Source organism: Thermosporothrix hazakensis, from assembly GCF_003253565.1.
Classification (GTDB): domain Bacteria; phylum Chloroflexota; class Ktedonobacteria; order Ktedonobacterales; family Ktedonobacteraceae; genus Thermosporothrix; species Thermosporothrix hazakensis.
In genome coordinates, this window is the sequence record NZ_QKUF01000023.1 from 50,466 (window position 1) to 76,752 (window position 26,287).

The window sequence follows — 26,287 nt, forward strand, 5'->3', positions numbered from 1 at the left end:
ACGGTCAGCACGGAGGATCTATGGCAAAGACGCAACAAGACAAAACGATGCAACGTCAGATGATGACGGTTGTGCTCTCAAGCACCCTGGGAACCGCGATTGAGTGGTATGATTTTTTCCTCTATGGAACAATGGCCACCCTTGTCTTTCCGAAGCTCTTCTTCCCGGAATCGGATCCACTGGTAGGAACCCTGCTGGCGCTGGTCACGTTCCTTGTCGGCTTTGTGGCGCGACCCTTTGGCGGAGCGGTATTCGGGCACCTGGGTGATCGAATCGGGCGAAAATCGACGCTGGTAGCAACCCTCTTGCTGATGGGGATCTCGACGCTGGTCATCGGGTTTTTGCCGGGCTATGATGCGATCGGGATAGTTGCTCCGCTGTTGTTAACACTCTTTCGGCTCGGGCAGGGGCTTGGCGTTGGCGGCGAGTGGGGCGGCGCCGTCCTGCTGGCGCTTGAATATGGGCATAAGGAGCGGCGCGGCTTCTGGGCGAGCTGGCCGCAGATGGGGGCACCGATCGGGCTGGTCGTCTCAACGTTTGTGGTGAACATTGTGAGCGCGATGACAGGGCCACAATTCCTGATCTGGGGCTGGCGCATTCCCTTCCTGGTCAGTGCCCTTTTAGTGCTGGTTGGTCTCTATATTCGCTTCAAAGTGATGGAGACGCCGCTGTTTGAGCAGGTGAAGGAGCAGAAGCGTGAGGCAAAGGCGCCCCTGCTGGATGTCTTTCGCTATAGCACGCCTGAAGTATTACTGAGTGCGGGTGCTCGCTTTGTTGAGCAGGCGCCATTCTACCTCTTCAGCGTCTTCGTCATCACCTATGGAACCGCCACTCTGAAAGTGGACAATAGCGTTGTCTTGAACGGGATCACGCTTGGGGCGGTGCTGGAGCTCTTCACTATACCCCTTTTCGGCTATCTCTCTGATCGCTACGGGCGTCGTCTCTGGTATCTGCTTGGTTGTGTGCTGATGGCACTCTTTGCCTTTCCCTATTTCTTGCTGATGAATAGCAGGAACTCATTCCTCATTATACTGGCCATCGTGCTCTCGTTGTTTATCTTCCATTCGTGGGTGTATGGCCCGCAGGCAGCGCTGATCGCGGAGCGTTTCGGCACCCGCTCGCGCTATAGCGGCGCATCGTTGGGCTATCAGTTGGCGGCACCCTTTGCCGGTGGTCTGGCTCCTATCATCGCGCTGCTGCTGCTGAACGGGAAAACAAGTCTTGGAGCGCTTGGACTTAAGCATGTGACTATTGCGATCGGGGCCGGCTCGTGGCAGGCCGTGGCGATCTATATGATTGTGCTCAGTCTGATCTCGTTCGTCTCGACATGGGGTCTCAAGGAGCTGAGCAAGGCCGATATCTCCGATACGCAAGCCTATACAATCGAAGAAGCGCCAGTCTCGCGTTTAGAGCCACACGAGGCCTGAGCCGGTAGCGGGGACGCCATAACAGAGCGTCCCCCATACTATGCCTGCCGGAGCAGCAACGCCGACAGAAACGAGAGAATGGACATGATAACAATAAAGAGCGCGATAGAGGTGAAAAAGGTGGAATCGGTAGACTGCGAACCGGCGATCAGCGAGGTTGCCAGAATCGGGGTCGGGCCGCCGGCGGTTAACGAGGCCAGTTGATAGCCCAGAGTGGCGCCACTGTAGCGAAGGCGTGTCTCGAAGCAGGAGACGATCAGGGCGGCCTGGGGTCCATAGAGCCAGGCAATGCAGAGGCCCAGCGAGAGCACGAATGCAGTGACGATCAGCCAGGGGTTGAGGCTTTGCAGCAGGAGAAAATACGGAAACGCGAAGACGCCCATCAGCAGCGAGCCGAGCGCGTACCAGCGCCTGCGCCCGACGTGGTCCGAGAGCAGCGCGAAGAGCGGAATTGTAATCAGGGCGACCAGGGAGGCGATGGCAAGAAAGAAATAGATCTGTTCGGGTGAGAGCGATGATGTTTGCCCGAGATAGGTAAAGGTAAAGGTGGTGAAGATGTAGAACGGCGCGTTTTCGCCTGAGCGCAGCAGGGTGCAGAGGAGAATGGGCCGCCAGTAGCGCCGAATGACCTCCAGCAGCGGTGATGAGGCAATCTGCTTGCTGGCCAGGAGCTGGACGAAGGGCGGCGTCTCCGGGATGCGCAGGCGGATGTAGAGCCCGATGGTCAGCAGGATAGTGCTGAGCAGAAAGGGCACGCGCCACCCGATCGCTGTGAATGCCTCGTCGGGGTAGAGATGCCGAAAAACGATGGCGGAGATGGTCGAGAGCAACAGCCCGATCGGAACACCAACCTGTGCCCAGCTTCCCCAGAACGCGCGGTGTTTCTCGTCGCCGTGTTCCAGCGAGAGGAGAACCGACCCGCTCCACTCGCCTCCCAGGCCAATTCCCTGCAAAAAGCGGAGCAATCCCAGACCGATGGGAGCCAGCAGGCCGATGCGCTGATAATCAGGTAGTACGCCGATCAGCATTGAGGAGAAGCCAATCAGCAGGAGCGTCATAACCAGCGTCGACTTGCGCCCGATCCGATCGCCAAAGATGCTGAAGAAGGCGCCTCCGATCGGGCGAGCGACGAAGCCCACAAAGTTTGTGGTAAAGGCGGCAATGATTGCTGAATAGGGGTCCAGCGTCGGGAAGAAGAGACGCGGAAAGATAGTTGCTGAGAAAAAGGCATACAGGAAGAAGTCATACCATACAAGGGCGGTGCCAAGTGAGCAGGCACAGATCACAGGGAACATATGACGCTGCGATTGTATGGTACGGAGAAAAGCGGGGATATTCCAGAATATCATTGACCCTCCTTTTTGCGGAGAACTGGCAATAAATAAGGTACAATAGATGCTATTATAAACGATATTCTAAAAGCATGCAGATAGCACGATTCGCTTGAGAATGAGGATAGCATGTTGCACATTCTGGAACGACGCATTAATCTCCAACTCCTGATTTTCTACAGCCTGTTTGTTCTTCCGTTGCTCCTGGGCGGCATTGAGATTTATTTCTTCCTGCGCGATACTCTGGAAAAAGACGCGCTCCAAACGGATCGCCTGCTTGCACGACTGGTCGCGCTTGAGGTCGAGGCAACCGACGCGAAGACGAGACGCTCACCACAGGCCATGACGGATCGCCTGCTTGTACTGCGCCGTCGGCTGGCAGAGGATGGTGATATCTCGATCTGGCTGCTTGATAAAGGAGGACGACCGATTGCGTCTGTGGATGGGCAAGCCGCCCCGCATCTGGATACATATAGTTCTGCTCCGGTTGCGGGAACATCCTGGATGGTCTTTGTACAGCGCCCGACAGCTTCGGCGCACACGGTGATCATCAGCTTTCAGAATAGCCTCTTCATCGCGCTTGTCATGCTTATTGTGGGCGCAAGCTGTTTCTGGTTCGTGGCGTATGGGTGGGTGATCGGACCACTGACGCGGCTGGCAAAAGCCGTCTCGCTGATTCGCCCGGACCAGACAACCCGCGTAACCGATGGGCCATTGCTGGAAAAGGAGCGGGGCCGTGTTGATGAGATCGGGCAGTTGATCAGCGCTCTTTCCACGATGGAGGATGAGATTCATACGCTGTTCCGACAGAGTGATCAGGAGAGTCAGGCACGACTCCATACGCTGGAAGCGATCATGAGCAGCCTTGAGGACAGCGTTTTGCTGGAAGACCCGGACGGACAGATTGTCTACGCGAATCGGAGTTTTTACCGGCTGGTAGGCTTGCCTGCTGGAAGTACGACGACGGGGCTCACCGAGCGGTTGTATGCCATGCTGGAAGATCCTCGAAGCTACACGGAAGCCTTGCAACGGGCCGAAGAGCGTAGCGGCCCACAGCGGTTCGATTTCCGGGTGCGCGGTTTCTATAATCGGGTTGGGCAGTTCGTGCAGAGGAGCCGCCAGCTACGGATGCGCCTGTTCTATGTGTATGATCTCGCCGGGCAGCTCATCGGGCGGGGCAAGATTCTGCACGATGTGACACAGCAGAACGACGCCGAACAGATCAAGCGAAACCTGCTCGCGATTATCTCGCATGAGCTGCGCACGCCTCTGACCACGATGAAAGGCTATGCGACCAGTCTGCTGGAAACTGATGTTGAAATGGATGAGGCGCTCAAGCTTGAGTTCCTGCAAGGCATCGTAACCGAGGGCGATCATATGGCAGAGATTATCACGAGTCTGCTGGACATGTCGCAGCTTGAGGCCGGGACACTCAAGCTCTCGCCCTCTTTCGGCTCGCTGGAAGCGCTGCTTGACGAGGTGCTCGACAATCCGCGCTATCAGCGGGTTGAGCTTCAGCTTGAGCCGGGGCTTCCGTGGCTTTATGTCGATCAGAAGCGTATCGAGGTCGTGCTGCATAACCTGCTGGAAAACGCGCTTCGTTATGCAGGAGAGCAGGCGCGCGTTGAGATCAGGGCCCACGCTCAGGCAGAGGAGCAGGACGGTAGACCGGCGGGCCTCTATCTCAGCGTGATCGATGATGGGCACGGTATTCCGCTGGAGCAAAGGGAGCGAATCTTTGAGAGCTTTTATCAGATTGATAGCGGACATCGGCGCAGCAGCAAAGGGGTCGGGCTCGGTCTGGCGCTCTGTCGCGGGATTGTGGAGGCGCATGGAGGCGCGATCTGGGCGGCGGATCGTGCGGATGGAAAGCCCGGAGCGACCTTTCATATCTATTTCCCGCCGCGTCTGTTGCGACCGCGCCCGGTCAACGTTGAGGACTGAAGGAGGTTCTCTGTGCTACACGACAAACATATTCTCGTTGTTGACGATGAGCCCGGCATCCTGGATTTCATCAAGAAGAATCTGGAAATGCGCTCGTTTCAGGTCTCGCTTGCCAGTAACGGGCTGGAAGCGCTTGACCTCTTTATGCGCAACACCTTTGCCTTGATCGTGCTGGATGTCATGATGCCGGTGATGGATGGCCTGGAGGTCTGTCGGCGCATCAGGCAGAGTAGCACCGTGCCTATTATCGTCTTAACGGCCCTCGGTGAGGAGTCGGATAAGATCACTGCGCTGGATCTGGGCGCCGATGACTATTTAACCAAGCCATTTGGCGTCGGGGAGCTGCTGGCACGGATTCGAGCCGTTTTGCGTCGAAACCACTGGGCCGACACGCCGCCCTCGGTCAAGAGGCTCCGCTTAAAAGAGATCGAGATTGATTTCGAGCAACAGCGCGTCTGGCGCAACGGGACGCTGGTTAAGCTCTCGCCGACGGAGTTCGGGCTGCTGCAAACGCTGGCGCTGAACCCGGGCAAGCTCTTTACCCATGAGGCGCTGCTGCGGCGAGTCTGGGGGCCGGAGTATCGTAAAGAGCATGAATATCTTCGGGTGTATATCGGTCGCTTGCGGCGCAAACTGGAAGCCGACCCCTCACACCCGCGCTATTTCGTCACTGAACCGGGAGTTGGATACTATCTTGCCTGTCAGGATGAAGAAAGGAGAAGAGCAGAATGAAGAGTCTGGAAGGAAAGGTAGCGCTGGTGACTGGCGCTGCTTCCGGGATTGGTTTAGCGGTCGCCCGTGATCTCGCGCAACAGGGCGTGCGAGTGACGCTCTGTGATCTGGATGCGGAGGCGGGCCAGCGCGAGGCAGATGCATTGCCAAACGCTCGCTTCTGTCGCGCCAATCTTGCACGTAAAGAAGAGCTTGACCGGCTCGTTCAGGAGACGCTGGAGGCCGAGGGACAGATAGATATTCTGGTGAATAATGCGGGCCTTCAGCACGTTGCGCCGATTACCGAGTTTCCTGAGGAGAAATGGCGCTCTATCATCGAGGTGATGCTGACTGCCCCTTTTTTGCTGACTCAGGCGGTGCTTCCTTCAATGTATGAGCGGAAATGGGGCCGAATTATCAACATTGGTTCAGTACATTCGTTGCGGGCATCGGCGTTCAAGTCCGCGTATGTTGCCGCGAAGCACGGGCTGCTCGGGCTTACGCGTGTGACGGCGCTGGAAGCCGCCCCATATGGCGTGACCTGTAACCTGATCTGCCCTTCTTATGTACGTACGCCGCTGGTGGAAAAGCAGATCAAGAGTCAGGCGGCGGTTCACCATATTCCAGAGGAGGAAGTTGTTGAGAAAGTGATGGTTGCGGAGGGAGCAATCAAACGGCTGTTAGAGCCGGAAGAGGTGGCGCAGCTTGTGACCTATCTCTGTTCGGATGCGGCCTCGGCTATTACCGGGAGCTCCCAGGTGATTGACTGCGGCTGGACTGCCCATTGAGCGAGCTGCCGGGAAGGTGGCGACCAGAAGGGAGGGAGGACGAGAACGTGTACTATGCTCGTTTTCGTTCTTCTTCTTCCCTTTGGGGGATGATAGTACTGGAAAGGGAGAATGCTTACAAAGTATGAAGGATGTATGACCTCCTTGAGAGGATAGAATATGTTCCATTCGAGACGGGGATATTGAGAGACAGCCCGGGGATAGATAATCAGCAAAGGCGTATGCAATGCAAAAATTTGTCGCATGGATTGTGAAATATTGCTACCCCCGCGCGTGGCGCGAACAATACGAGCGGGAATTGCTGACGGCGTTGAGAATGCAGCCCGTGAGCCTGCGGACACTCATCAATCTCTTTGGGGGCTGTCTGATGGCGCATCTCATGCATCCAGGCATCTGTTATTGAAGAACAGATTGGCTTCAATAGCCCTGTTTCTGAGATCGTTTTCCCGGGCGTTCACCTTCTTCTTTATCTGAGAAACATGGCAGACAACGTTCATTTTCATGCCGCTGGCCTCCTCACCGTGGCATTGGCTCGACGTCTTTGCGAGGCTGCTCATTGTATTGGTGCCTCTTTTCCTTGCCGCTCGCTTCTTTCTGGACAGGATGCAGAAGAATGTGGCAAAGACCGGAGAGAAGGCGGTTACTGGTTCCTGCGCTTCTTGCGTGCTTGGCCTTGCCCTGTTTTTCCCCTATCCGGCGCTGATTGCTCTCTCTTCTCCCGCAGTATGGTGAGGCGGGGAAGACGGAACATCGCGCTTCTGATTGTTGGTTTGCAGGTGGTGCTTCCTATCAGTCTCTTTGGTTTTCGCCTGCTGACCACTCCTGCATGGGATTGGTGGGACCCTATCGCGTTTGGTATTGGGGGCGCTCGTAGGCTTTCTCCCATTTATGAGCGTGGAAACATTGCTGTTCCTGCTGGCGCTTCAGAAAAAGATACGTCGGGCTCCATTTCGTTTGCTGCTTTCCCTGTTCTCCGTTGTGACGGCGCTTATGGCAGTGCTTCTGTTGCTCTTCGCCGCCCGCGATATCGTCTACTGGACGCATGAAGTCCCGAGGAGGCCCGAAGGTCCCTCGGGCTTTGTGCTGCTTTACCGTACCTTTTTGTTGCGATAGAAGTACATGGTGAGCGGCGCGAACAGGATGATCAACACAGCACAGACCAGCAAGACCCGGGCAATCTGATCAACGGTAGAGGTGCCATGCATCAGCCCGCGCGTCGCTGTCACCAGATGGCTGATCGGGTTCAGGTTAACGGCCACCTGCAACCAGACCGGCATGGTTTTTGGGTCCACAAAGATATTGCTCCCGAATGTGAAGATGAACATGATCATAGAACTGATACCCATGACCGAGTTCGGGGTGGGAAGGATCAGGCCGAGTGCTGTCCAGATCCAGCTCAAGCTGAATGAGAATGTGAGGATCAGGAGGACCGCCAGCAAGACCCCTGGCACACCGCCATCTGGCCGAAATCCCATTATCAGCCCCAGAATGATGACCATCAGCGCCGCGATAGAGTAGCGTACAGCATCGCCTAGCAGCGCTCCGACGATTGTGGCCGGCCCCCAGATGGGCATAGAACGGAAGCGATCAAAGATGCCCTTCGATATATCTGTATTGAGGGTAAAGCCCGTGTACATAGTGATCATGGTGACCGTCTGGACCAGAATGCCCGGCAGGAAGAGATGAAGATACTCACCTGTCGAGCCTGCTAAGGCCCCACCAAACATGTAGGTGAAGATGAGCGTCAGCATTGCGGGAAAGGCCGTGACATCGAAAAGCTGCATGGGCACGTGCTTGATCTTGAGCAACGCACGCCAGCCAAACAGAAGCGAGGCGGTCAACGCGCTGGCACCGCGGGGGCGAGCGCTGCTTGCGAGCGCTGCATGCAACTTCTGGTTATCGATGCGAGCCAGTGGGCTTGTTTGCGTGATGCTCATTGTGGTTCCTCCTCTGTTGGGGTGGCCTCATGCCCTGTCAGGGACAGGAAGACTTCATCAAGACTGGGCTGACCGAGCGAAAAGTCACTCAGCTCAATGCCCGCATGGAGCAGCGTTGTTAAGGCTTCTGTTGCCCTTTCAGGGGCCGAAACGCGCGCTGAGAGAGCGGTGGCGTCGGCTTCAAGATGTGGCGTGACATCGAGGACGCGGGTCAGCAGTTGCTCTGCTGCGGCTCGCTGCTCGGCTTTATGGAGTCGGATATGCAGTATCCCGGAGCCAACAGAGGCTTTCAGTTCTCCACTGGTTCCTTCGGCAATGATCTTGCCATGATCGATGACCGCAATGCGGTCTGCCAGGCGGTCGGCCTCTTCGAGGTACTGGGTGGTGAGGAGAATGGTTGTGCCCGCAGAGACAAGGGCGCTGACGATATCCCAGACCTGATTGCGGCTACGTGGATCAAGTCCGGTGGTCGGCTCGTCGAGAAAGAGCAGATCCGGGGTGACAACGAGGCTGGCGGCGATATCAAGCCGACGCCGCATCCCGCCCGAGTATTTGCTGACCAGACGATCGGCTGCCTCATCCAGACCGAAGACCGAGAGCAGTTCCGCGGCTCGCGCTCTGGCATCCGTTCGTGAATATCCAAGCAAGCGGGAAATGAGGATAAGGTTTTCTCGCCCGGTCAGCTCTTCGTCGACGGCGGCAAATTGTCCGGTGAGGCTGATGCGGCGGCGTACAGCTTCAACCTCCCGTCGCACATCATGCCCGAATATTTCAACGGTGCCGGAATCCGCGTGCAGCAGGGTCGCGAGAATGCGAATGGTTGTTGTTTTGCCCGCACCATTTGGCCCGAGGAGCGCGAAGACGGTTCCCCGCTCGACGTGTAGATCGACACCTTTTAAGACCTCTGTCTTCCCGTACGCCTTTCGTACGTCTCGTACTTCGATAGCGTGAGTCGTGTGTATCACAAGCATTCCTTCCTGATTTATTTCATTGAGAGTGCTTGTTGTATTATACGCGACCCAGGCGGAGAAAACTTCTTCGATTTTGCTCTATGCAGGCATTTTCGCTTCCCGAGGAGAGAACACGCTAAGGCGCTTCCGGTGGTGTGTTAACGATCGGAATCGTTGTTTGCTTCTTCTTCCTGCCTGTGTTTTAGCGCTTCCTTCAGCCATCGGGGCGCTTTCTCGATTGGTGCTGCTTCTCTTCTCGCGTCAGGCGCTCAGCCCGCTCATACTGCTGTTGCAAGGAAGGGACGTTGTACTCCTGTCGTTCGGCATCGGTGGTCGCGGGGTCTACATCCCAGAGGCGATAGCGCGTGCCATTCGAGGTAAATTGCGTACCGTATTTTTGCGGTTTCCCTTGATACATCAGCCAGCGATCCAGCGAGGCGGCAATAAGCCAGCGGGCCCGTGCAAAGCCCCGCGACGCAGACTTCTGCGCCAGCTCGTGTGCTTGCCAGATGTCGTCAAGCGTCTCGCCATGCTGAAAGATCATCGCGGCATGATAAAAGTCTTCTGGGGCCTGTAGCGCTCCTTGCGCAATCAATTCGGTCACACGTTGGCGTCGTTTGGCGTCGTTTTCGCGTAGCTGTTTGTACGCGGGAGTGCCGAACTCAGGATGCTGTTTGCGCTCTGCCTGATCCGTCTCAAAAAGGGATTGTAGCTCCTTGTGCATGCTTTGTCTCCTTCTTTCCATAGAGATGCCAATACATCACAGATGCCATTTCCTTATTTGAGATTATATCATGTATCCTCAGGGGAACTTGTGGTAGAATGCTATCTCCGATTGATGCCGCTGGGAAGAAAATAGAGTGGAACTATGGCTCGAACAGAGTGAGCATCATTGAGGGATATGCATAGCTATACGACGCTGCTCCCGCTGTCGACAGCGACGATTCGCCGAATGCAGGCCGCGATCAAACCGTATCCTTTTGAGCGGCTCTATGCTGCCTGGTTTGGCCGCGACATCAAAGCGAATACTGCAGGTGCTTGAAGAGGCCCGGTAACAATCGAGAGCGGGTGAAGCGGGGCAATCCGTTCACCTGCCCTTAACAAACTATGCCAGATTCCGCACATATGTTCCCATCTCCATGAGTACCTGCAAGATATGCTGTACCATCTCTGAGTGCGAGAGCCCCTTTTTATCAAGACACCACTTGATTGCGGTGCCGCAGATAGCCCAACTTATCGCGGGGGCGATCGTTTCCCTCCGCACTCCGGGATCGGTTATGGCGGTTTGTTTGAGCCAGCGAAGCAGGATCACCTCGACCTCTTCCTGTACGATTCGTTCCACTTTGTAGAGGTTATCCGGGTCACAGCGGCTATAAAACTCATTCAAAGAGGAAGCCGTCATTTCAGGTAAAGGGGACTTGTTTTTCTTGTGCCAAAATTGTATACAATAAGAAAGAAATTGTATACAATCGGAAAAGGGAGAGCCCATGTTTGCGACCGGACTTCGTTGTTTTCGTTGTGGGCGGGTACAGCCGTTTACGCCGTCTGCGTACCTCTGCCCGCACTGTGGGGCGGCTGATGATGATCCCGGGATTCTGGATGTTCTCTATGACTATGACGCGATCGCTCCCGCTTTCGAGCAGGGGAGGGAGAAGCAGCGGCCTGATTTGTTCCGTTTCCTGCCCCTGTTGCCTGTGAATGCGGTGGGGCCGGTGCTCCCTGCTGGGGGAACGCCCCTTGTGGCTGCGCCGCGTCTGGCTCAGCGTCTGGGGCTGGCGCAGTTGTATCTGAAAGACGAGACGCGCAATCCTACCCGCTGCCTGAAAGATCGAGCGACCGCCGTCGGGGTCACGATGGCTCTGGAGCAGGGGTACAGGACGCTGTACTGTGCCTCGGCGGGCAACGCCGCGATTTCGCTGGCGGGCTTCTGTGCACATCTTGGCCTTGCCTGTCAGGTCTTTGTGCCGCATGCTGTGTCCACAACGCGTTTGCGCTGGTTGCAGCGTTACAGAGCAATCATTCATATTTCGGATGGCGACTACGATCAGGCATACGCTGAGGCCGAGGCAGCAGGGCAGGAGCAGGGATGGTATAGCCGCAATTGTGCCTGTAATCCATTTCTGGTCGAGGGGAAGAAGACCGTCGCGCTGGAGATAGGCGAACAGCTTCACTGGCAGGTTCCTGATATGGTGGTTGCTCCTGTGGGAGATGGTTGTACACTTGGGGCGATCGGAAAGGGCTTTCGTGAATTGCGGCGTCTCGGGCTGGCCGATCGCCTTCCGCGCCTGCTCGGAGTTCAGGCGGAAACAGTTCAACCAGTCGTCAGCCGCTATCATGGAGTGAAGGTCGGTGCAGATCGTGGTCCGACTGCTGCCGCCTCGATTGATGTCAAAAAGCCGCGAAACTACCTGCGCTTGCGTGCCGAGCTGGATGCCAGTTCCGGCAGTATGCTTGCCGTGTCTGATGCCGAGATGGAAGAGGCTCGGTGCCTGCTGGCCTGCGAGGCCGGACTTGTCGCTGAACTGACCTCTGCGGCTTCACTGGCGGCACTGTTCCAACTGGCAAGGCAGGAGTCACTTCAGGGGAAAACCGCGGTTCTGGTTATCACAGGAGGGAGAAACGATGGCGATTCGTAATGTGCTACAACTGGGCGATCCGGGGCTGCGCGTGGTTTCGGAGCCTGTTGCCGATCCCGGGGCGCCAGAGATTGCGGCGCTGCTCACCGATTTACAGGATACTCTGACACATTGGCGGACGACCACAACCTATGGACGCGGCATTGCTGCTCCTCAGATTGGTGTTCCCTTACGTGTCATATTCCTGCATCTGGAACAGCCCTGGCCGCTCATCAATCCAACTATTATCGCGCATAGTGAAGAACAGATGGTGGTCTGGGACGCTTGTCTGAGTTTCCTCTGTATCTTCTGTCAGGTCTGGCGTTATCAGCAGGTTGATGTACGCTATCAGGATCTCCAGGGTGCATGGCACACCGTGCATGCGGAGGGCGACCTTGCGGAACTCTTGCAGCACGAGATAGATCATCTGGATGGTATACTCGCTCTGGATAGAATGACAGATATCAGGACGATGTGCACACGTGAGGAGTTTGAAAAACGCTATCGTGAGCGAAGTCCTTATGCTCGTTAGAGGAGATATGGAGACGATTGGACAGCGCCGCCCTCGGCGTGAGGAGGTGCGTGAACTGATACTTGAACGGCTGCTGAAAGGCGAGCTTGCGCCCGGGAGTCGCGTGAAAGAAGTCTGGCTGGCAAACGAGCTCGGAGTGAGCCGTACCCCTTTGCGAGAAGCGCTCTTTCGTCTTGAGCAGGAGGGGTTTGTGCGTGCCGATCCCGCTCGTGGGTTTACGGTGGTTCCTCTTACGGCGCGTGAGGTGCGAGAAATCTACCCGATTATCTGGACGCTTGAGTGTCTCGCCCTGCGCACCGCGGGTCTGGTGCATGCCGAGCAGTGCGCCGAGCTGGAACGCCTCAATGTCGAACTGGCAGAAGAGGCGGAGGCATCACAGCGACGGATCGAGCTGGATACACGCTGGCATAGAACCCTGTTACAGCACTGTCCCAATGGGCGGCTGCTGAGGCTGATCGACGCGCAAAAGCAGGTGGCCTACCGCTATGAATGGGCCTTTATGCGTGAGACCGAGGTGATTCCTGTTTCGGTACAACAACACGCTGAGATCATCGAGGCGCTCCGACAACAGGATCTAGAACGAGCTGTTGAGGTGCTGGAACTGAACTGGCGATCCGGTATGGGCATGCTGTTGCAGCGGCTTGACTGGCTCTAGTATTCGCGTGCGTATGATGGACGTCGTTCAATGTGATGTTGTGGCTCTCTCTTTGGTTGGGAAATCGAAGGGAGAGCCTTTCATATATGGTAGAGACGGCTCAACAGGCAGAAACAGAAGCCTCTTCGCTTGCATCGACCTCGCTTTTTTGATTACAATCTGAATATAATTTAGCAAATGTTAAACTGTTTAATCCTTAAAGTGAGAGCTGAGAAGCGGCGTGCCCATGCCGAAGGTGTCTCTCACTTTCTGGTATACCTATTGTCCTTTGCAAGTCTGCTTGCTATTTCTGGTGTGTATAGAGAGGTCCATGATGCAACCCACCACGCAAAGGCGGAAAGCCTTCATTCTTTTGTTGCTCTGTGGCTTGCTATGCTGTCTTGTTCTCAGCGCTTGCGGCGATCCCGTTTCTCCTGAGACGACTACGCTGCCGAAGCCGACGCTTGTCTATACCGGTAAAGACTTCACCGTCAAATATCTGCAAGGATGGTCACAAGAAGAGAATGCGAACAGGCGCCTGGTGGCTTTCCATTCCACTCCCGATAAAGATATGTACGATGCTCGCACCGATAGCACAATCACCATCGGAAGTGTTGATACTACAGCGACAGCACAGCAGTTCATTGAAAAGCAGCTCCTCGATCTCAAAACGCAACTGAAGGATTTTCAGCAGGTCCCGACGGCAACAACGGTTACGATTGCGGGCAGAGAGTGGCAACAGCGAAGCTATACGGCAACAACGCAGGCATTGAATGGGAGTGATGTCACGCTCAAAGCGGTAATGCTGGTGACGAAGCTTCCCGATCAGCGTGTTTTTCTGGCTGCCTGCGGCTCCGCACAGAGCGCCTTTGAGCAGTATCAAAAGCAGGTCTTTTTGCCGATGCTTGACACGCTGACGATCAAGAACGGGTGAGGGAGGGAAGGACGGGGCAGGAGAAACCTCAAGCGAAAATCCCGAGACAGGTGGGCCACCGTAAAGAGAGGCATTGCGAGAAAGGTCCTGTGCTCTGCCCGGCGTTCAGTGAGCGAGATCGTTCTTTTGTGTACCTTGCCTCGGATGACGCTTCCTATATGACCGGGCAGGTACTCCATGTGAACGGCGGTACCATCGTCAATGGATGAGAAACAAGGGCAAGCTGTGACGCGTTCATTGCGTTGGTGCTTGCCCTTTCAGAGCCGGGAGAGCGGGCTGTCCTTCTATCGGGAAGGATGAACTCGCGTCCTGGCTCTTATTGCTGATGCTCTTGTGCTTTGCGCTCGTTGAGCACCTGCACATAGTGGGCGTTCTGCATAATGCCGAGAATGTTGCCAAAGGGATCGACCACGGAAGCGGTGATAAAGCCTTCTCCTCGTGTGGTGATATCCTGATAAAGGGTTGCTCCCATATCGAGGAGTTTTGCCAGCGTCGCCTTGATATCGTCAACGTGCCAGTAGATGATTGCGCCTGCCGGGCCCTGCGTTGCGCCGGGAGGGGCATAACGGCTATCAATGATGCCGAACTCATGCTGATAGTCCCCGAGACGAAATTCGATATAGCCGGGCACGTGAAAGTATGGCTCAGTGTCTAGAAACCTCGTATACCATTGTTTGGCTGCTTCCAGATCGGCGGCATAGAAATTGACAGTCGCAAAACCCCGTAAACGTGTACCGTTGCTCATGAATACTATTCCTTTCGTGGCTCTTCTCACTTCGTTGTTTTCAGGATACTATAAATTGCGGACAGGAACGGTCCCTTTCTCAAAGATTCTGTCCATACCAGGGGAGACAGATCGCAAAACAGCAAGGCTCCTTCGGGAGAGGGTGAAGCGGCAAGAAAAACTCTCATCCGGAGGAGGAGCCTTTCATGTCCCTTCAAGTATTGTGTGATTCATCGCCCTCGTGAATGGGGAGCTCCAAACACATCGTGAACGGTCACGTCCAGCGGAGTGCATGGATTGCTACCGTCGGCCCGGTTCAGTTTCCTGTGCAAACTATACAAACAGGGGCTCAAGCACTGCATGCTCGCTTCCAATCAGCTCGATCCTTTGCGCTCACAAGGTTGGTGAAGCATACATTCGCTGACTTGTCCGCGATAGAGGGTATTGAGGCTTCTCGCTTATTGGTCTGCCTGTTTGGGGGACAAATGGCTCTTGTAGCTTTGATCTGATTTCGATATGCTAAGAGCCATGTTCGGATTTGATGAGTCGTCGAATGGAGGTTGTTGTGCATTATCATCTTGTTGTTGATAAGCAGATTTTTGAACAGTTCCCTGAGTATCAGGCGCTTATTGTGTATGTGGAGGGAATCCAGAATTTCCCTTCGACTCCGGAGAGCGAGGCGCTTCTGCGTGCCGCTGAACAGCAGTGTCGCTCTATCCTGACACCGAGCACGGTGCTTGAGCATCCGCATATCGCGGCCTGGCGTGATGCCTATCGCCGCTTCGGAGCGAAGCCGAAGAAGTATCCGAGTTCGGTGGAAGCCTTGCTTATGCGAACTGTAAAAGGTGATGACCTTCCCCTCATCAATGGGCTGGTTGACCTGTACAATATGCTGAGTCTGAAGTATGTGTTGCCGATTGGGGGAGAGGATTGGAGTAAGCTGACGAGTGATCTCCATTTGACCTATGCCCGCGGCGATGAGCCGTTTCAGACCATGCAGGCAGGACATGAAGAGGTCGCCTATCCAGACCCGGGAGAGGTGATTTGGGTTGACAGTACCGGGGTGACCTGCCGACGCTGGAACTGGCGACAATGCCGCCGTACTCGCTTGACGGAAGAAACCCAGAACGTGTATTTTGTGCTGGATCGCCTCGCCCCGTATCCGACAGAGACGCTGCTGGCTGCCGGCGATGAGTTAAAGTCCTATTTGCATCGCTGGTTCCCTGGTTGTACTGTCTCCACTGAATTGCTCAAGGCATAAATCCTTGCTCAGCGGATCTCAGGTTCTTGACGTTGTGCTGTGGAAAACGGGCCTTGTCAGCCCATATGATAGATCTGCAGGAAAGAGAGGAGGATAGCCCTCTCTTTCCCCATGTGCCGGTTATGCCTCAGGCGGGTAGCTCCAGATATTGAGCTGGTTCCCGTCGGGATCATAGAAGGAGAAGAGGCGAAGGCCTTCAGTGAAGCCATACAACGGAGAGGGATCGAGGCCCTGCTCACGACAGAACTGATGTGCTTCTTCGATATCTTCGGTGAAGAAGTAGGGCCGAGCGAGCAGCGGTGTTTTTCCGTGGAAGGCCTCGGCGGGCAGCTCTTCTATCCAGAACTCACCTTTGTCGATACCCATAAGTGCCCTGCCGTCATCCGGGGAAGACTTGAGAACCCCCATATTGAAATAGTTCGTGTACCACTCGATCGCTGCTTGCAGGTTGCGGACTCCGAAGCGTGGCAGGCCGTAGCCGCAGAATAATGATGTGCTTTCCTCCTGCGTCTCACTCGCAGTGACTGTCAGGCGGATGCCTTCCAGATCATAGAGATCGAAGCAGGGGAGCCGGTCCGGGCCTGTCGTGATCTCTGTGACCCGGATGCCTGCCTGTTGTAGCTTCTCACGTGTCGCGGCGAGGTTGAGGGTTGCGAGACAGAGACGGACATTGGCTTCCCGTGCGCCTTCAATCTCCCCACCCCAGACATTGATCTGTGTTCCGCCTCGAACCTGTACCAGAGGAATGGCGTTCCTGTCGCCAAACGCAAGCAGAGTTTGTCCCTCTTTCTCACTGCTCCATAAAACACGCATGCCGAAATGACGGCAGTACCAGTCAACTGCTTCCCCCATATTGTGTACGCCTATATGACCGCCCTCAAAACGTAGAAAACGTGGCATATCTTGCCTCCCTGTAGAAATAGAGATTCTCCTGCATAAGGAGTCTCTTTTCTCTTCTTTTTGATGGGAGCAGAAATGGTAATCAAGGCGCTGCTCATCTCGTTTGATAGCGGGCTTATACAACGAGCGGCGCGGCTGTCATGACACCGACTGCCAGCACAACGAGAACAAATCCGATGATAGCAAATCGTCGAGCCCGGGTGTTGTCTCCTGTTCCGGGGATTGCCAGAATGGCTGGACGTAGTGCCCCATCACCAAGACCGAGCAGCATCAGCGCGATCACAAACCCTGTAATAATGAGGCTTCCCCATGCGCTTCCGAAGAGATGCGGGAAGCCACGGGTTCTTGTGATGAGAATAAGTCCGAAGCCCATTGTGAGGGTTCCTGTATAGGTAAGAACCCGAAGGGTTGTGACTGCCAATCGTGTGAGTACTTCGCTTGCTCCTTTGCCGATGAGCGGGATGATAACAAAGGCCAGCAGCGCATAGCCGCCTACCCAGAGTGTAGCCGCTGCAACGTGCCCATAACGTATCAACCAGGAAAAGAACATGCCTACCCTTGCTCCTTCCAATCATTGTGGTGCTCTTCCTGTAAGATAGAAGGTGTATCGCTCTTCTGTACGCTCCGCTCTCGAATGGATCGATGAATGAGCCATTCACCGACGAATGCGCCCGGTGGGCCGGCTGTAAGTAAAACAGCCAGCGGAAACCACCATTTCCAGAGACCATCAAGTGCCCCTACGCTCACGATGGCAAGCAAGAGAAGGTAATTGATACCATGCAGCGGGCCCAGAATATGGACTATCTCGCGCTGCCCCGTGAGCGCTGCTGTAACAAGCGCGATCAGGAGTACAAGATCTGCCAATGCTGCCAGGCGCACAATGTGCATGCGACGAGCGATGCGGTCAGGGTGCTGGATTGCGTTCATCGCTGCTGGCTCTCTTTCTTCGTGGAAGGTCGAGTTCCGGGAACGGCTGAAGCAGGTCGTTTCCCTGCTTTTGCTGTTCCGACATGGGTGTCTCTGGCCACATCGAACACGCGATGTAGACGCATCGGCTTTGTGTTTGACTGCTTCCATGTAAGCCGGTTGCTCTCAAGGAGCTGGTCTATCAAAGGTACGCTTTCTCCCTTGTCCTGCGCGATCCCTTCAACAAGACCTTCCTTTTCGGTGAGTTCCGGAACGCCAGCTTGTACACCGAGGGAGGTGGGAATGCTGATGTGCCAGGTGTCTATCTGTGCCATATTTTTCCTCTCATTCCATGCGGCGTTACAGTGAGGCTACTCCCTCTTTGCGCCAGACTGTGCCACGTCGCTCAAACTCGAAAAGCGTTTCTACCTCATGCGCGATGTGTGGCCCGAGCACGCGTTCAAGCAGATAGCAGCCGAGGTCGAGACCAGATGTGACGCCGCCTGCGGTCACCAGATTACCATCATCAACGACGCGTGCCTGTATCGGGATTGCTCCGCTTGCCTCCAGGGCACGCATGCCCTGATGGTGGGTTACTGCGGGACGACCTTCAAGCAATCCGGCCATTGCCAGTGCCAGTGAGCCGCCACAGACTGTCGCAACGATAACTCCGGATCTATCGAGCGCTTGCTTGATCAGTGTGGGAAGGTTCGTTGCTACCGCGCGAGCGAGTAGAACGGGAATGGTATCAACCTGACTCCCATCCTCGGGCTCTTTGAGCGGTCCTGCTGCCCCTGGCACAATGATGATATCGGCTTTTTCGGGATCAAGCATGGCTGTTGCATGCAGAACAAGGCCTCCTGATCCGCTGACGACCTCACGTGGTCCTTCCGCTGAAACCAGTTCTACAGAGAGCGCATCAAGGGCGGCCTTTCCTCCTGCCCAGAGCGTTTCATAGGGTCCGATCACGTCAAGGGGATCAAAGCCGTCAAACAGCACGATTTGGGCGTGTAGCATAGGAGAAATCCTTTCATCTCGCTGTGTCAATCTTCATCATCTCTACTATAGAGCCTGCTCTTCAGACTGAACAGTGGCGAGATAGACAGAAACCGCCGGAATCAAGCCAAAAAGAACGGGTATTTTCCGGATGTTGTCAGATAGCACGAGCAGATGATATAGTGGAGGCATGCATACAATCGCTATTCTTGCTCTGGATGGAGTGATCGCATTTGATCTGTCCATGCCGCTTGAGGTGTTCGGACGAACGCGTTTGCCAGATGGACAGCCCGCATATGAGGTGTGTATCTGTGCACCTTCAGCCGAGGTTGATGCTGGAACATTTATGCTGCGTGTGCCGCGAGGATTAGATTTGCTGGCCGAGGCCGATACGATTATTCTGCCTGGTCTGGCGGTTCCGATTTCTCCCCTGCCTGATGAGGTGATGCTTGCATTACATAATGCGGCAGCCCGAGGAGCCCGGATCGCGTCTATCTGTGCGGGCGCGTTTCTTCTGGCGGAGACGGGGCTGTTGGACGGACTACGGGCTACGACCCATTGGGCGGCAGCAGATGCGCTGGCAAGACGCTATCCCCGGATAAAGGTTGATCCTAATGTGCTCTTCGTCGATAATGGACAATTTCTGACTTCTGCTGGAGCTGCTGCCGGATTTGATCTGTGCCTGCATATGATTCGGCTGGATTATGGGGCCGCGGTCGCTGCTGATGCCGCCCGAGTATCAGTGATGCCGTTAGAACGCGACGGAGGGCAAGCACAGTTTATTGTATATGAACCCCCTGCGCCAGATGGAATAACGCTCGAACCGGTGTTACGCTGGATGGAAGCGCATTGCCATCTTGATCTCAAGCTAGAAGATATAGCGGCTCAGGCGATGATGAGTACCCGAACCCTCAGCCGCCGTTTCCGCGAGCAGACAGGCACAACGCCGTTGCAATGGCTGAAGCGCGCGCGTGTCTATCGAGCACAAACCTTGCTGGAAACGACTGACCACCCGATTGAATGGATTGGCTGTCAGGTTGGATTCGGGTCTGCAACTCATTTTCGCGATCAGTTCAAGCGGCTTGTTGGTATTAGTCCCCAGGCGTACCGTCACGCTTTCCGAGGGACGGCAGCACTCCGCTGACCGATCACATCATTCTGGCCCCTTCTGCTTGTGTCGCTGCGAGCCTTCAGCCCGCGTTTGACCCCTCGATGACGGACTTGCTGCGAAGTCTGTCGCATCATGTGTAGATGGGATGGCAATCACTCTGTGCCAGGAAGAGTCTGCTATTGGTCTGCGTTGAAGAATTCCACCAGAATGGGGGCAAGCGCTTCAACGTCAACTTCATGGGTTTGATGTTCCAGGGTTTGGTGCTGTCCTTTGGGGATAGCGCGGGCCAGGGTGACCGCAGTGGCGTGCATGAATGAGAACTCGCTTGCCCCGCCATCCAGCACAAGCGTTGGAATAGTGATGCGGGCTGCCTTCTCAAGGGGAAGTGAGGCATCCTCTCCTAATGCTGCTGCATCATATGCCAGCGTAGGAGCCACTGCTTCCCACATCGGCCATAACGGATGCTGATGCATGCCTTCGAGCATCTCAGGGGGCATGCCCAGTAATGTCATAAAGAGTTCCACAGCATCGCCTCGGCGTCCTTCTGCAAGCACATGCTGCAATTGCTTCCTGTAGTTCCTCCACGCCATTCGGGCGGCTTCATCAGAGTTATATGGGGGCTCGTATAGAGCCAGCTTTTTGATCGTCTTATCAGACGAGACGGCTGCTTCCAACGCAAGGGCAGCCCCCGAAGAGATACCGAAGACAAATGCGGAACCTCCTGCTTCAGCGATGAGGGTGTCAATGTCTTCAATCTCGCGCTCGACTGCATAGGGAAATGTATCTGTGCTGTCCCCTCGCCCTCGACGATCATAATGGAATACGGTGAAGTGCTGTGTGAGCAGAGGATGAACTGCCAGTCGCGAGGTTTCTGAGTCCATTGCTCTTTGCTCGAATGCTCCACCCACAAGAAGAAGGGCCGGCCCTCTTCCTGATTGGTCGAATGCAATCGTTGTGCCATCTGCTGATTGGACTGTCTTCATCAAGGGTATCCTTTCAACGCATTGTAGAGAACGAATCTGTGATCTGGAGGAGCACACAAATGAAGGTGGCCGCACTGTCAGAATAGTAGTTTTGCACTGACAGTATAGCCACACTGGTAGAGGAATCCTATTTACCCTTCACCAGCTTTTCCAGAAGAGCCGCCAGCTTCTCATAGGCTGAGTGAACCCCTCCTTCCATGCCCTGGCTGAGCATAAGGTCACGGTCTGTGACTGACTGGAAAACGCTCTGAGAAGTGAGCCGTGTTTTCTCTCCGGGCAGCTCTTCAAAGCGTACTGTTTCCAGGCACACGTGTCCCTTTTCCGGGATCCCTTCAAATTCAAAAGTATTAATGATCAGCTCGGGAGCGTGGACCATATGATAGACGCCATGAAAACCATAGATTTCCCCATTCGTGTCGGTGTGGGTGTAGCGCCATGCTCCATTATCTCTCGGTTCAAAGGTCTCAAGAGTCATGCTGTATTCCATTGGACTGAGCCATTGGACATACAGTTCAGGATCGGTGAAGGCGCGAAAAACGAGTTCTCGTGGAGCATCAAATGTGCGTTCAATAAAGAACTCCTGTTTCCCTGGTTCCGCAATAACACGGGTTTCATGGGTTGTCATGGTGGCTTTTCTCCTTCATTTGCGCTTTCTCTTTTTCGAGCAAACGGTCAAGCGCATCAAACCGCTCACTCCATTGCCTTTTTGTGCGCTGAACCCATTGTTCAAACTCTGTCAGTGCTTCCGGGTTAAGGCGGTATACATGCCTCTGAGCGTGTTTTTCCATCTGTACCAATCGAGTCTCACGCAGGACCTTGAGATGCTGTGAGATCGCCTGTGGACTCGTGGAAAACTGCTCATAAATCGTTGTGGCCGGTAATTCGCCACGACGAGCAAGAAGTTCCAGAATCGTTCTTCTTGTTGGGTCAGCCAGTGCAACGAAGATGTCCATGTCTTTATTATACGGCCTGTACTTAATTAAGTCAAGATTTTATAAAGCGGCATTTTGATACAGTTTCGATAGGTGTAGCCGGGAGGGATATTCATGTGCTGGTTACCGAGCAAGGGGGAGGATTGTTCGCCTTGCTCGGCTCTTTGCTGTGTGGGGAGCAGGGAAAAGGATAGACGCTCTGTTATCTTCTTTCGCTGTTCTGGATACGTGCCAGGCGCTCATTATCATATTTCAGGCGTGCTTCCGCCTTGACCAGAAGCGTCTTTATCTGCTCCTGTGGCCAGATGACCACGCCATCATCATCAGCGATAACCAGATCGCCATTTCGGATAGTGATGCCGCCAATCGAGACCGCTGTGCAATCGATAGCCGGTCCGGTTTTCTTCGGTGCAATCGGCGTGACGCCCCGACACCAGACTGCAAAGCCCATTTCACGGATTTCTCGCGAGTCGCGGACCAACCCATCAGTGACAAGGCCAGCGATGCCGTGCTTCTGCATTCTCAGTGCCATCAAGCCACCCAACGTTGCGGTACGTGATGTGCTACCCCCGGCCACGACAAGGACCGTCCCGGGCGCAGGGGGCTGCTCTAACGCCTTGTGAACCGATAGATTATCGTCTCGATTTATCAGCAGCACATGAGCCGGACCCACAACCAGTGAGTTCGCTTGCAGAGGAAGGATGTTCTCCGGGAGAACGCCCTTCCCTTCGCTGGCATCAGATGCAAGGGTCGCGCTCAGCCACTCTGGAAATTGTTTCATCAAGCATTTCTCCTCTTCTTCACTTCTCTGTTTTGAGTATATCGCTACTGAGAATGGAATACAATGAGCCCTCCGCGTGCTGACTGAATTATGTGGCAATAAAGGGAGGGAACAGGTGCATGGTGTCCTTGTCATTACGGATGGATTCAGGGTGTGTAGGTGGGGTCAGCTTCTTGTCTCCCGGAGAGCGCCAGAACAGCCCTCTTTGCTTCGTGCCTTTCGGATTTCGTGAGCAGGACAGAACGGCCTGGTATGTTATACAGAGAGAAAACCCCCGCCTTTGAATGGCTCTGGCCTTTTGGGCAGTGGAACACCTCGCCAAATGGACGATGAGAAGTAGCCTCACTGCTTGCTATACTTGTCCCATGGATGCTCTCGCAAGTTAGCCGCGGGAAATAGCATGAGAAGGGGTGATCCGTTCAATGACAATGAAATTTGGTATAGCACTGCCACAGGGCACCATGATGGAGTTCGCGGGAATCAGTGATCCAATAGAGGCGTACGAGAAAATGACAGAGGTTGCGGTCATCGCTGAAGAGGTCGGATTTGAGTCGCTCTGGCTCTCCGACGTCCTCTGGTCTGATCGTGAGAACTTCCTTTTTGAGTGTTGGACCACAATGGCAGCCCTTGCTCGGGATACCAGTCGCATTCGACTCGGGCAAATGGTCACGAATAGCGGATTGCGCAACCCTGCCCTACTTGCAAAAATGGCGAGTACCATTGACGTCATGAGTCACGGTCGTCTGACAGTGGGGATCGGCTCTGGTTTTCCGCCGCTCGCGTCTCAATTCCGTGCGTATGGCTTCGATTACCCTGAAAGCGCCGCCGTGCGTGCTCGCCAGCTAGAGGAGGCGATTCAGATCTTGCTTGCTCTGTGGACACAGGAGGAAGCGACCTTTGAGGGAACCTACTATCAGGTACATGGCGCGATCAATCAGCCAAAGGGCGTACAGCGCCCCCATATCCCCTTGCTGATTGGTGGCAATGGAGAGAAGAAGACGCTCAAGCTGGTTGCACGCTACGGAGACGCCTGGCATGTCTTTGGTGATGCGGCGACCCTTGCGCATAAGTTCGAGCTGTTGAAACAGTATTGCGAGGAGATCGGGCGGGATTATGCAAGTATTCGACGGGCGGCGGTTGCGGTGTGTGTCATTGCCGATACCGACGAGCAGGCTCAGGCGAAGGTACCGGAAGCGGCAAAAGCGTTCGGTGGTGGGCTGACCGGGAGTCCCGATACCATTCGCAAGCAGATCGCTGCGTTAGAACAGGCGGGCGTTCAAGAATTGACGCTTCGGTTTCCTGTGTTGCAGGATCTGGATGGGATTCGTCGTTTCGCCCGCGAGTTCATCGGGTAGGAGGGTATGAGCATGGGTGGACACACGATGCAGGCGGTTCGTGTCTCGAACTACGGAGGGCCGGAACAGCTCAGGCTTGAGCAGGTAGAGCGTCCGCAGCCACACGAAGGTGAGGTGCTGGTGCGCGTTCATGCGGCCGGCGTGAACCCGATTGACTGGAAGATTCGTCAGGGAGTGCTACAGGCGTTCATGCCGATGACCTTTCCTTATACGCCGGGTATTGAGGTTGCGGGAGTCGTTGCGGCGGTTGGTCCCGGGGTCACCGACTTCAAGGTTGGTCAGGAGGTTTTCGGGCAGGTTGCGCAGGGAGGTTATGCAGAATATGCCATAGCGTCCGCTGATGTGCTTGCTCACAAGCCGCAACGCCTGAGCTTTACCGAGGCCGCCACGATTCCGGTCGGGGCTACAACCGCGTGGCGCGTGCTCTTTGACTATGGTGATCTGACTTCTGAGCAGCGTGTGCTGGTTGTCGGGGCTGCGGGCGGCGTCGGGGTATTCGTGGTGCAACTGGTAAAATGGAAGGGGGCGCAGGTGATTGGCACTGCCTCTACAAAGAACCTTGCCCTTGTGCGCTCTCTGGGTGCTGATATGGTGATCGATTATACGACGACCATACCCGAACAGGTGGTGCAGAACGTTGATCTGGTGTTCGACGGTGTTGGTGGGGCCACGCTGCCTCACTCGTTTGCCGCACTCAAACGCGGTGGAACGCTGGTCTCTGTGACGACTCAGCCGCCCGAAGAACTGGCCCGGGAACATGGCGTGCGGGCGGTGATGGCTCATTCTCAGCCTTCGGGCGCTCTCTTACAGCAGATTGCCCATCTGATCGAGGAAGGACGGCTCAAGCCGGTGGTGGGGAAGCGATTTTCCCTCAGCGAGGTGCAACAGGCGCAGAGAGAGAGCCAGAGCGGTCATGGAAGCGGCAGAATTATTTTGGAGATACCATAGCGTGTCGATGTATATCGCCGCGCCAACCGATTGCTAAAAGCAAAGGTGTTGCTGCATGCCCCGCATCGATCTCGGAGAGCAGCGACACCTTGCAGGTTTGTCTCTCAAGGCTGGCGTTCCAGGTGATCTGGGGCAGGTTGAACGGCGGGCTGTTGCTTCGGTCGAGGACGCCGCCACCCCGTAAGCCAGACAATCAGGCCAAGCAGCAGGAAAAGCACAAGGACCGCCGGATAATCGATCAGCGGAATCGCGACAAGCTCCCAGAGCCGCTGGACCCCACGCATACTGTACACTACGATTGCTCCCACAAGCAGCAGCAACGTGAGCCCCCATTTGATCCAGCTTTTGAGACGAAGGCCATGCATCTGTGTAATGATGAAGATAGCGGCAAAGCCAAAGAAGAACATTGGCCAGAGCCCGTTCGCCTGCATAAGCGCGACGAGTGTTCCGTGAGCCAGCACCAGAATCTCCTGCACAAATGTCCAGTATGGATTGATATGAACGCGCGTGAAGAAGAGGCTGCTCTGAAGCATCAGCAGGAACATGTAGAGGAAGCCAACCAGATGGCCGGGCGTGTTCTCGGTCGGGTGATACCAGAATGTGTAGATGATGGCCCACGAGAAGAAGTAGCCGTGATATTTCCGGGCAAACTGAATCACGCGCTGCTGCAATGGCAGCTTCTTCCCGAAGAAGAGCCCGCGTCGGGGATTCTCCATCAGCAGGACCCAGACAAGCAAGACGATGACTGACCCCTGCGAGCTGAAGACGGAAACATTGGCGGCGAGGCCATCGTACCAGAGCAGGCTTTGGAGCAGATGAAGCAGGATAAACAGGGCATTCCCGGCCAGCGCCACTTTGTTGACCGTATGCAATGTATGGCTATAGTGCAGGCGCCGAGTTTGCGCATACCAGATAACGCCCCAACTGAAGAGTTGATGCAGCAGATATCCACCCCAGGCAGTCACTTCGGCTGCGATCGTGGGCGCGGGCAGTTTCCAATAATACCATGAGGGATCATTTGCCGGCTTTGGGAGATGCGGAAAAGCACGAAGTGCAAAGCCTGTGCCCCAGATAATACCGGTAAACAGCAGACTGAATGCGATTCCCCACCAGAGTGCTTGAAGATCCTGACGAGATGATGATATCTTTTTCACGATAGTATTCCTCGTTCTGCGGCTGAAAAAGACGCTATGTGCTACGGACAGTGGTTTGCTTATCACATGATAAACAAAAAGATTGGAAGATGCAAGAGTATCGCACTCCCTAAAATGTAGAGGGAAAAGCGTGGATGAGTCTTCTTTTGCGCTCCCTCATCAATGGAGGCGTTCATCTCCTCAAGGTCGGGGAGGCCTTCGGGCTGGTAGTTCAGGGAGGGAAGCTCGGGAGGCAGAACAGGGCTGCTTGCTCTCTTTGCAGCATGGAGACAAAAGCAAAGAGGTGAGGCATATATACTACTATAGAGAGGACATGTGAAAAAGGGTGGTAAAATACGTTCTAGAGAGTAGAAGGGATGACTCCCTTCTGAAGAGCCTTTCTCGATGTGATCTCTTTTCTAGAAGCGATTGCCGTACTACAAGCGGCAATGCC

The 26,287-nt window shown here is 55.0% G+C and carries 32 protein-coding genes and 1 pseudogene; 17 read left to right on the plus strand and 16 right to left on the minus strand.

The genetic code is table 11. The annotated features are described in order from the left end of the window. Positions 1 to 20 precede the first annotated feature (20 nt). The gene (locus tag EI42_RS23360) at positions 21 to 1,427 is read left to right on the plus strand and encodes an MFS transporter (protein WP_246046463.1); all 1,407 of its coding nucleotides are present in this window, start codon (positions 21 to 23) and stop codon (positions 1,425 to 1,427) included. Positions 1,428 to 1,465: 38 nt separating this feature from the next. Here EI42_RS23360 and EI42_RS23365 read toward each other — a convergent pair whose 3' ends face one another. Continuing rightward, positions 1,466 to 2,776 carry an MFS transporter gene (locus EI42_RS23365; RefSeq protein WP_111325061.1) on the minus strand — a complete coding sequence of 437 codons (1,311 nt, stop codon included), beginning with the start codon at positions 2,774 to 2,776 and terminating at the stop codon, positions 1,466 to 1,468. Between the two features lie 111 nt (positions 2,777 to 2,887). On the opposite strand from EI42_RS23365, the gene EI42_RS23370 reads away from it, so the two are divergent. The 6 genes from EI42_RS23370 to EI42_RS23390 all read left to right on the plus strand — a co-directional run bounded on the left by EI42_RS23370 (position 2,888) and on the right by EI42_RS23390 (position 7,314). Continuing rightward, positions 2,888 to 4,702, plus strand: coding sequence for a PAS domain-containing sensor histidine kinase (locus EI42_RS23370; protein ID WP_111325062.1), 1,815 nt, complete (start codon positions 2,888 to 2,890; stop codon positions 4,700 to 4,702). 12 nt (positions 4,703 to 4,714) lie between these two features. Continuing rightward, a complete protein-coding gene (locus tag EI42_RS23375) occupies positions 4,715 to 5,434 on the plus strand; it encodes a response regulator transcription factor (RefSeq protein ID WP_111325063.1) in 720 nt (239 codons plus the stop codon). Beyond that, positions 5,431 to 6,201: a 3-hydroxybutyrate dehydrogenase gene (locus EI42_RS23380; protein WP_111325064.1), complete on the plus strand. Its 771-nt coding sequence runs from the start codon at positions 5,431 to 5,433 to the stop codon at positions 6,199 to 6,201. Before EI42_RS23375 ends, EI42_RS23380 begins: the two co-directional genes overlap by 4 nt. Before the next feature lie 226 nt (positions 6,202 to 6,427). Beyond that, complete coding sequence (locus EI42_RS32765; RefSeq protein ID WP_170142852.1) at positions 6,428 to 6,604, plus strand: hypothetical protein; 177 nt, start codon at positions 6,428 to 6,430, stop codon at positions 6,602 to 6,604. Positions 6,605 to 6,702: 98 nt separating this feature from the next. Next, complete coding sequence (locus EI42_RS33450) at positions 6,703 to 6,933, plus strand: hypothetical protein (RefSeq protein ID WP_111325065.1); 231 nt, start codon at positions 6,703 to 6,705, stop codon at positions 6,931 to 6,933. Positions 6,934 to 7,089: 156 nt separating this feature from the next. Beyond that, the gene (locus EI42_RS23390; RefSeq protein WP_137686309.1) at positions 7,090 to 7,314 is read left to right on the plus strand and encodes a hypothetical protein; all 225 of its coding nucleotides are present in this window, start codon (positions 7,090 to 7,092) and stop codon (positions 7,312 to 7,314) included. Here the strand turns inward: EI42_RS23390 and EI42_RS23395 are convergent. The 3 genes from EI42_RS23395 to EI42_RS23405 form a co-directional block, all read right to left on the minus strand. Beyond that, positions 7,290 to 8,138, minus strand: a complete 849-nt coding sequence (locus EI42_RS23395) for an ABC transporter permease (RefSeq protein WP_111325067.1) — start codon at positions 8,136 to 8,138, stop codon at positions 7,290 to 7,292. The two genes, EI42_RS23390 and EI42_RS23395, sit on opposite strands and share 25 nt — an antisense overlap. Beyond that, positions 8,135 to 9,109 (minus strand): ATP-binding cassette domain-containing protein, encoded by a 975-nt coding sequence (locus EI42_RS23400; RefSeq protein WP_111325068.1) that lies wholly within the window; start codon positions 9,107 to 9,109, stop codon positions 8,135 to 8,137. Before EI42_RS23400 ends, EI42_RS23395 begins: the two co-directional genes overlap by 4 nt. 193 nt (positions 9,110 to 9,302) lie before the next feature. After that, on the minus strand, positions 9,303 to 9,812 hold the full coding sequence (locus EI42_RS23405; protein WP_111325069.1) for a hypothetical protein: 510 nt from the start codon (positions 9,810 to 9,812) through the stop codon (positions 9,303 to 9,305). Between the two features lie 177 nt (positions 9,813 to 9,989). Here EI42_RS23405 and EI42_RS32770 point away from each other — a divergent pair, with 177 nt between their 5' ends. Continuing rightward, on the plus strand, positions 9,990 to 10,130 hold the full coding sequence (locus tag EI42_RS32770) for a hypothetical protein (protein WP_170142853.1): 141 nt from the start codon (positions 9,990 to 9,992) through the stop codon (positions 10,128 to 10,130). Between the two features lie 63 nt (positions 10,131 to 10,193). Here EI42_RS32770 and EI42_RS23410 read toward each other — a convergent pair whose 3' ends face one another. Then, complete coding sequence (locus tag EI42_RS23410; protein WP_111325070.1) at positions 10,194 to 10,490, minus strand: hypothetical protein; 297 nt, start codon at positions 10,488 to 10,490, stop codon at positions 10,194 to 10,196. Positions 10,491 to 10,575: 85 nt separating this feature from the next. Here EI42_RS23410 and EI42_RS23415 point away from each other — a divergent pair, with 85 nt between their 5' ends. From EI42_RS23415 to EI42_RS34730, 5 genes and pseudogenes are all read left to right on the plus strand, one after another. Beyond that, entirely contained in the window at positions 10,576 to 11,724 is a 1,149-nt protein-coding gene (locus tag EI42_RS23415) for a threonine synthase (protein WP_111325071.1), read from the plus strand. After that, positions 11,711 to 12,235: a peptide deformylase gene (locus EI42_RS23420; RefSeq protein ID WP_111325072.1), complete on the plus strand. Its 525-nt coding sequence runs from the start codon at positions 11,711 to 11,713 to the stop codon at positions 12,233 to 12,235. Before EI42_RS23415 ends, EI42_RS23420 begins: the two co-directional genes overlap by 14 nt. 7 nt (positions 12,236 to 12,242) lie before the next feature. Then, positions 12,243 to 12,890 carry a GntR family transcriptional regulator gene (locus EI42_RS23425; protein ID WP_170142854.1) on the plus strand — a complete coding sequence of 216 codons (648 nt, stop codon included), beginning with the start codon at positions 12,243 to 12,245 and terminating at the stop codon, positions 12,888 to 12,890. 310 nt (positions 12,891 to 13,200) lie between these two features. Beyond that, on the plus strand, positions 13,201 to 13,803 hold the full coding sequence (locus EI42_RS23430; RefSeq protein WP_111325074.1) for a hypothetical protein: 603 nt from the start codon (positions 13,201 to 13,203) through the stop codon (positions 13,801 to 13,803). A 122-nt stretch (positions 13,804 to 13,925) separates the two neighbouring features. After that, a pseudogene (locus EI42_RS34730) lies at positions 13,926 to 14,012 on the plus strand (SDR family oxidoreductase); the annotation flags it as partial. A gap of 107 nt (positions 14,013 to 14,119) precedes the next feature. On the opposite strand, the gene EI42_RS23440 reads toward EI42_RS34730, so the two are convergent. After that, on the minus strand, positions 14,120 to 14,548 hold the full coding sequence (locus EI42_RS23440) for a VOC family protein (protein WP_111325076.1): 429 nt from the start codon (positions 14,546 to 14,548) through the stop codon (positions 14,120 to 14,122). A gap of 520 nt (positions 14,549 to 15,068) precedes the next feature. Between EI42_RS23440 and EI42_RS23445 the strand changes: the two genes are divergently transcribed. Next, positions 15,069 to 15,788 (plus strand): B3/B4 domain-containing protein, encoded by a 720-nt coding sequence (locus tag EI42_RS23445; RefSeq protein WP_111325077.1) that lies wholly within the window; start codon positions 15,069 to 15,071, stop codon positions 15,786 to 15,788. Between the two features lie 120 nt (positions 15,789 to 15,908). On the opposite strand, the gene EI42_RS23450 is transcribed toward EI42_RS23445, so the two are convergent. From EI42_RS23450 to EI42_RS23470, 5 genes are all read right to left on the minus strand, one after another. After that, on the minus strand, positions 15,909 to 16,688 hold the full coding sequence (locus EI42_RS23450) for a VOC family protein (RefSeq protein WP_111325078.1): 780 nt from the start codon (positions 16,686 to 16,688) through the stop codon (positions 15,909 to 15,911). A 115-nt stretch (positions 16,689 to 16,803) separates the two neighbouring features. Continuing rightward, positions 16,804 to 17,238, minus strand: a complete 435-nt coding sequence (locus EI42_RS23455) for a hypothetical protein (RefSeq protein ID WP_111325079.1) — start codon at positions 17,236 to 17,238, stop codon at positions 16,804 to 16,806. Positions 17,239 to 17,240: 2 nt separating this feature from the next. Continuing rightward, positions 17,241 to 17,615, minus strand: coding sequence for a DUF3817 domain-containing protein (locus EI42_RS23460; protein WP_174843949.1), 375 nt, complete (start codon positions 17,613 to 17,615; stop codon positions 17,241 to 17,243). After that, positions 17,612 to 17,929, minus strand: a complete 318-nt coding sequence (locus EI42_RS23465; protein ID WP_111325080.1) for a hypothetical protein — start codon at positions 17,927 to 17,929, stop codon at positions 17,612 to 17,614. The genes EI42_RS23460 and EI42_RS23465 overlap by 4 nt, the downstream gene beginning before the upstream one ends. Before the next feature lie 25 nt (positions 17,930 to 17,954). After that, entirely contained in the window at positions 17,955 to 18,611 is a 657-nt protein-coding gene (locus EI42_RS23470; protein WP_111325081.1) for a DJ-1/PfpI family protein, read from the minus strand. Positions 18,612 to 18,780: 169 nt separating this feature from the next. Between EI42_RS23470 and EI42_RS23475 the strand changes: the two genes are divergently transcribed. After that, positions 18,781 to 19,734: a GlxA family transcriptional regulator gene (locus EI42_RS23475; RefSeq protein WP_111325082.1), complete on the plus strand. Its 954-nt coding sequence runs from the start codon at positions 18,781 to 18,783 to the stop codon at positions 19,732 to 19,734. Between the two features lie 143 nt (positions 19,735 to 19,877). On the opposite strand, the gene EI42_RS23480 is transcribed toward EI42_RS23475, so the two are convergent. The 4 genes from EI42_RS23480 to EI42_RS23495 form a co-directional block, all read right to left on the minus strand. Next, positions 19,878 to 20,684, minus strand: coding sequence for an alpha/beta fold hydrolase (locus tag EI42_RS23480; RefSeq protein ID WP_111325083.1), 807 nt, complete (start codon positions 20,682 to 20,684; stop codon positions 19,878 to 19,880). Positions 20,685 to 20,811: 127 nt separating this feature from the next. Next, positions 20,812 to 21,309 carry an SRPBCC family protein gene (locus EI42_RS23485; RefSeq protein WP_111325084.1) on the minus strand — a complete coding sequence of 166 codons (498 nt, stop codon included), beginning with the start codon at positions 21,307 to 21,309 and terminating at the stop codon, positions 20,812 to 20,814. After that, positions 21,296 to 21,637 carry an ArsR/SmtB family transcription factor gene (locus EI42_RS23490; RefSeq protein WP_111325085.1) on the minus strand — a complete coding sequence of 114 codons (342 nt, stop codon included), beginning with the start codon at positions 21,635 to 21,637 and terminating at the stop codon, positions 21,296 to 21,298. The genes EI42_RS23485 and EI42_RS23490 overlap by 14 nt, the downstream gene beginning before the upstream one ends. 181 nt (positions 21,638 to 21,818) lie before the next feature. Further along, a complete protein-coding gene (locus tag EI42_RS23495) occupies positions 21,819 to 22,397 on the minus strand; it encodes an RraA family protein (RefSeq protein ID WP_111325086.1) in 579 nt (192 codons plus the stop codon). Between the two features lie 422 nt (positions 22,398 to 22,819). Here EI42_RS23495 and EI42_RS23500 point away from each other — a divergent pair, with 422 nt between their 5' ends. Together EI42_RS23500 and EI42_RS23505 are read left to right on the plus strand one after the other, a co-directional pair. Next, entirely contained in the window at positions 22,820 to 23,752 is a 933-nt protein-coding gene (locus tag EI42_RS23500) for a TIGR03560 family F420-dependent LLM class oxidoreductase (RefSeq protein WP_111325087.1), read from the plus strand. 12 nt (positions 23,753 to 23,764) lie between these two features. Next, on the plus strand, positions 23,765 to 24,700 hold the full coding sequence (locus EI42_RS23505; RefSeq protein ID WP_111325088.1) for an NADP-dependent oxidoreductase: 936 nt from the start codon (positions 23,765 to 23,767) through the stop codon (positions 24,698 to 24,700). A 104-nt stretch (positions 24,701 to 24,804) separates the two neighbouring features. Here EI42_RS23505 and EI42_RS23510 read toward each other — a convergent pair whose 3' ends face one another. Continuing rightward, positions 24,805 to 25,854 carry a hypothetical protein gene (locus tag EI42_RS23510; RefSeq protein WP_174843950.1) on the minus strand — a complete coding sequence of 350 codons (1,050 nt, stop codon included), beginning with the start codon at positions 25,852 to 25,854 and terminating at the stop codon, positions 24,805 to 24,807. Positions 25,855 to 26,287 lie beyond the last annotated feature (433 nt).

Coding starts and splice junctions, on each gene's coding strand:
- EI42_RS23500 (WP_111325087.1), top strand. CDS start 22,820: ATGACAATGAAATTTGGTATAGCACTGCCACAGGGCACCATGATGGAG.
- EI42_RS33450 (WP_111325065.1), top strand. CDS start 6,703: ATGCCGCTGGCCTCCTCACCGTGGCATTGGCTCGACGTCTTTGCGAGG.
- EI42_RS23420 (WP_111325072.1), top strand. CDS start 11,711: ATGGCGATTCGTAATGTGCTACAACTGGGCGATCCGGGGCTGCGCGTG.
- EI42_RS23490 (WP_111325085.1), bottom strand. CDS start 21,637: ATGGACATCTTCGTTGCACTGGCTGACCCAACAAGAAGAACGATTCTG.
- EI42_RS32765 (WP_170142852.1), top strand. CDS start 6,428: ATGCAAAAATTTGTCGCATGGATTGTGAAATATTGCTACCCCCGCGCG.
- EI42_RS23415 (WP_111325071.1), top strand. CDS start 10,576: ATGTTTGCGACCGGACTTCGTTGTTTTCGTTGTGGGCGGGTACAGCCG.
- EI42_RS23480 (WP_111325083.1), bottom strand. CDS start 20,684: ATGAAGACAGTCCAATCAGCAGATGGCACAACGATTGCATTCGACCAA.
- EI42_RS23360 (WP_246046463.1), top strand. CDS start 21: ATGGCAAAGACGCAACAAGACAAAACGATGCAACGTCAGATGATGACG.
- EI42_RS23475 (WP_111325082.1), top strand. CDS start 18,781: ATGCATACAATCGCTATTCTTGCTCTGGATGGAGTGATCGCATTTGAT.
- EI42_RS23485 (WP_111325084.1), bottom strand. CDS start 21,309: ATGACAACCCATGAAACCCGTGTTATTGCGGAACCAGGGAAACAGGAG.
- EI42_RS23365 (WP_111325061.1), bottom strand. CDS start 2,776: ATGATATTCTGGAATATCCCCGCTTTTCTCCGTACCATACAATCGCAG.
- EI42_RS23440 (WP_111325076.1), bottom strand. CDS start 14,548: ATGAGCAACGGTACACGTTTACGGGGTTTTGCGACTGTCAATTTCTAT.
- EI42_RS23400 (WP_111325068.1), bottom strand. CDS start 9,109: ATGCTTGTGATACACACGACTCACGCTATCGAAGTACGAGACGTACGA.
- EI42_RS23450 (WP_111325078.1), bottom strand. CDS start 16,688: ATGCCACGTTTTCTACGTTTTGAGGGCGGTCATATAGGCGTACACAAT.
- EI42_RS23390 (WP_137686309.1), top strand. CDS start 7,090: ATGAGCGTGGAAACATTGCTGTTCCTGCTGGCGCTTCAGAAAAAGATA.
- EI42_RS23470 (WP_111325081.1), bottom strand. CDS start 18,611: ATGCTACACGCCCAAATCGTGCTGTTTGACGGCTTTGATCCCCTTGAC.
- EI42_RS23455 (WP_111325079.1), bottom strand. CDS start 17,238: ATGTTCTTTTCCTGGTTGATACGTTATGGGCACGTTGCAGCGGCTACA.
- EI42_RS23460 (WP_174843949.1), bottom strand. CDS start 17,615: ATGAACGCAATCCAGCACCCTGACCGCATCGCTCGTCGCATGCACATT.
- EI42_RS23465 (WP_111325080.1), bottom strand. CDS start 17,929: ATGGCACAGATAGACACCTGGCACATCAGCATTCCCACCTCCCTCGGT.
- EI42_RS23395 (WP_111325067.1), bottom strand. CDS start 8,138: ATGAGCATCACGCAAACAAGCCCACTGGCTCGCATCGATAACCAGAAG.
- EI42_RS23425 (WP_170142854.1), top strand. CDS start 12,243: ATGGAGACGATTGGACAGCGCCGCCCTCGGCGTGAGGAGGTGCGTGAA.
- EI42_RS23380 (WP_111325064.1), top strand. CDS start 5,431: ATGAAGAGTCTGGAAGGAAAGGTAGCGCTGGTGACTGGCGCTGCTTCC.
- EI42_RS23505 (WP_111325088.1), top strand. CDS start 23,765: ATGGGTGGACACACGATGCAGGCGGTTCGTGTCTCGAACTACGGAGGG.
- EI42_RS32770 (WP_170142853.1), top strand. CDS start 9,990: ATGCATAGCTATACGACGCTGCTCCCGCTGTCGACAGCGACGATTCGC.
- EI42_RS23445 (WP_111325077.1), top strand. CDS start 15,069: ATGAGTCGTCGAATGGAGGTTGTTGTGCATTATCATCTTGTTGTTGAT.
- EI42_RS23410 (WP_111325070.1), bottom strand. CDS start 10,490: ATGACGGCTTCCTCTTTGAATGAGTTTTATAGCCGCTGTGACCCGGAT.
- EI42_RS23430 (WP_111325074.1), top strand. CDS start 13,201: ATGATGCAACCCACCACGCAAAGGCGGAAAGCCTTCATTCTTTTGTTG.
- EI42_RS23405 (WP_111325069.1), bottom strand. CDS start 9,812: ATGCACAAGGAGCTACAATCCCTTTTTGAGACGGATCAGGCAGAGCGC.
- EI42_RS23495 (WP_111325086.1), bottom strand. CDS start 22,397: ATGAAACAATTTCCAGAGTGGCTGAGCGCGACCCTTGCATCTGATGCC.
- EI42_RS23370 (WP_111325062.1), top strand. CDS start 2,888: ATGTTGCACATTCTGGAACGACGCATTAATCTCCAACTCCTGATTTTC.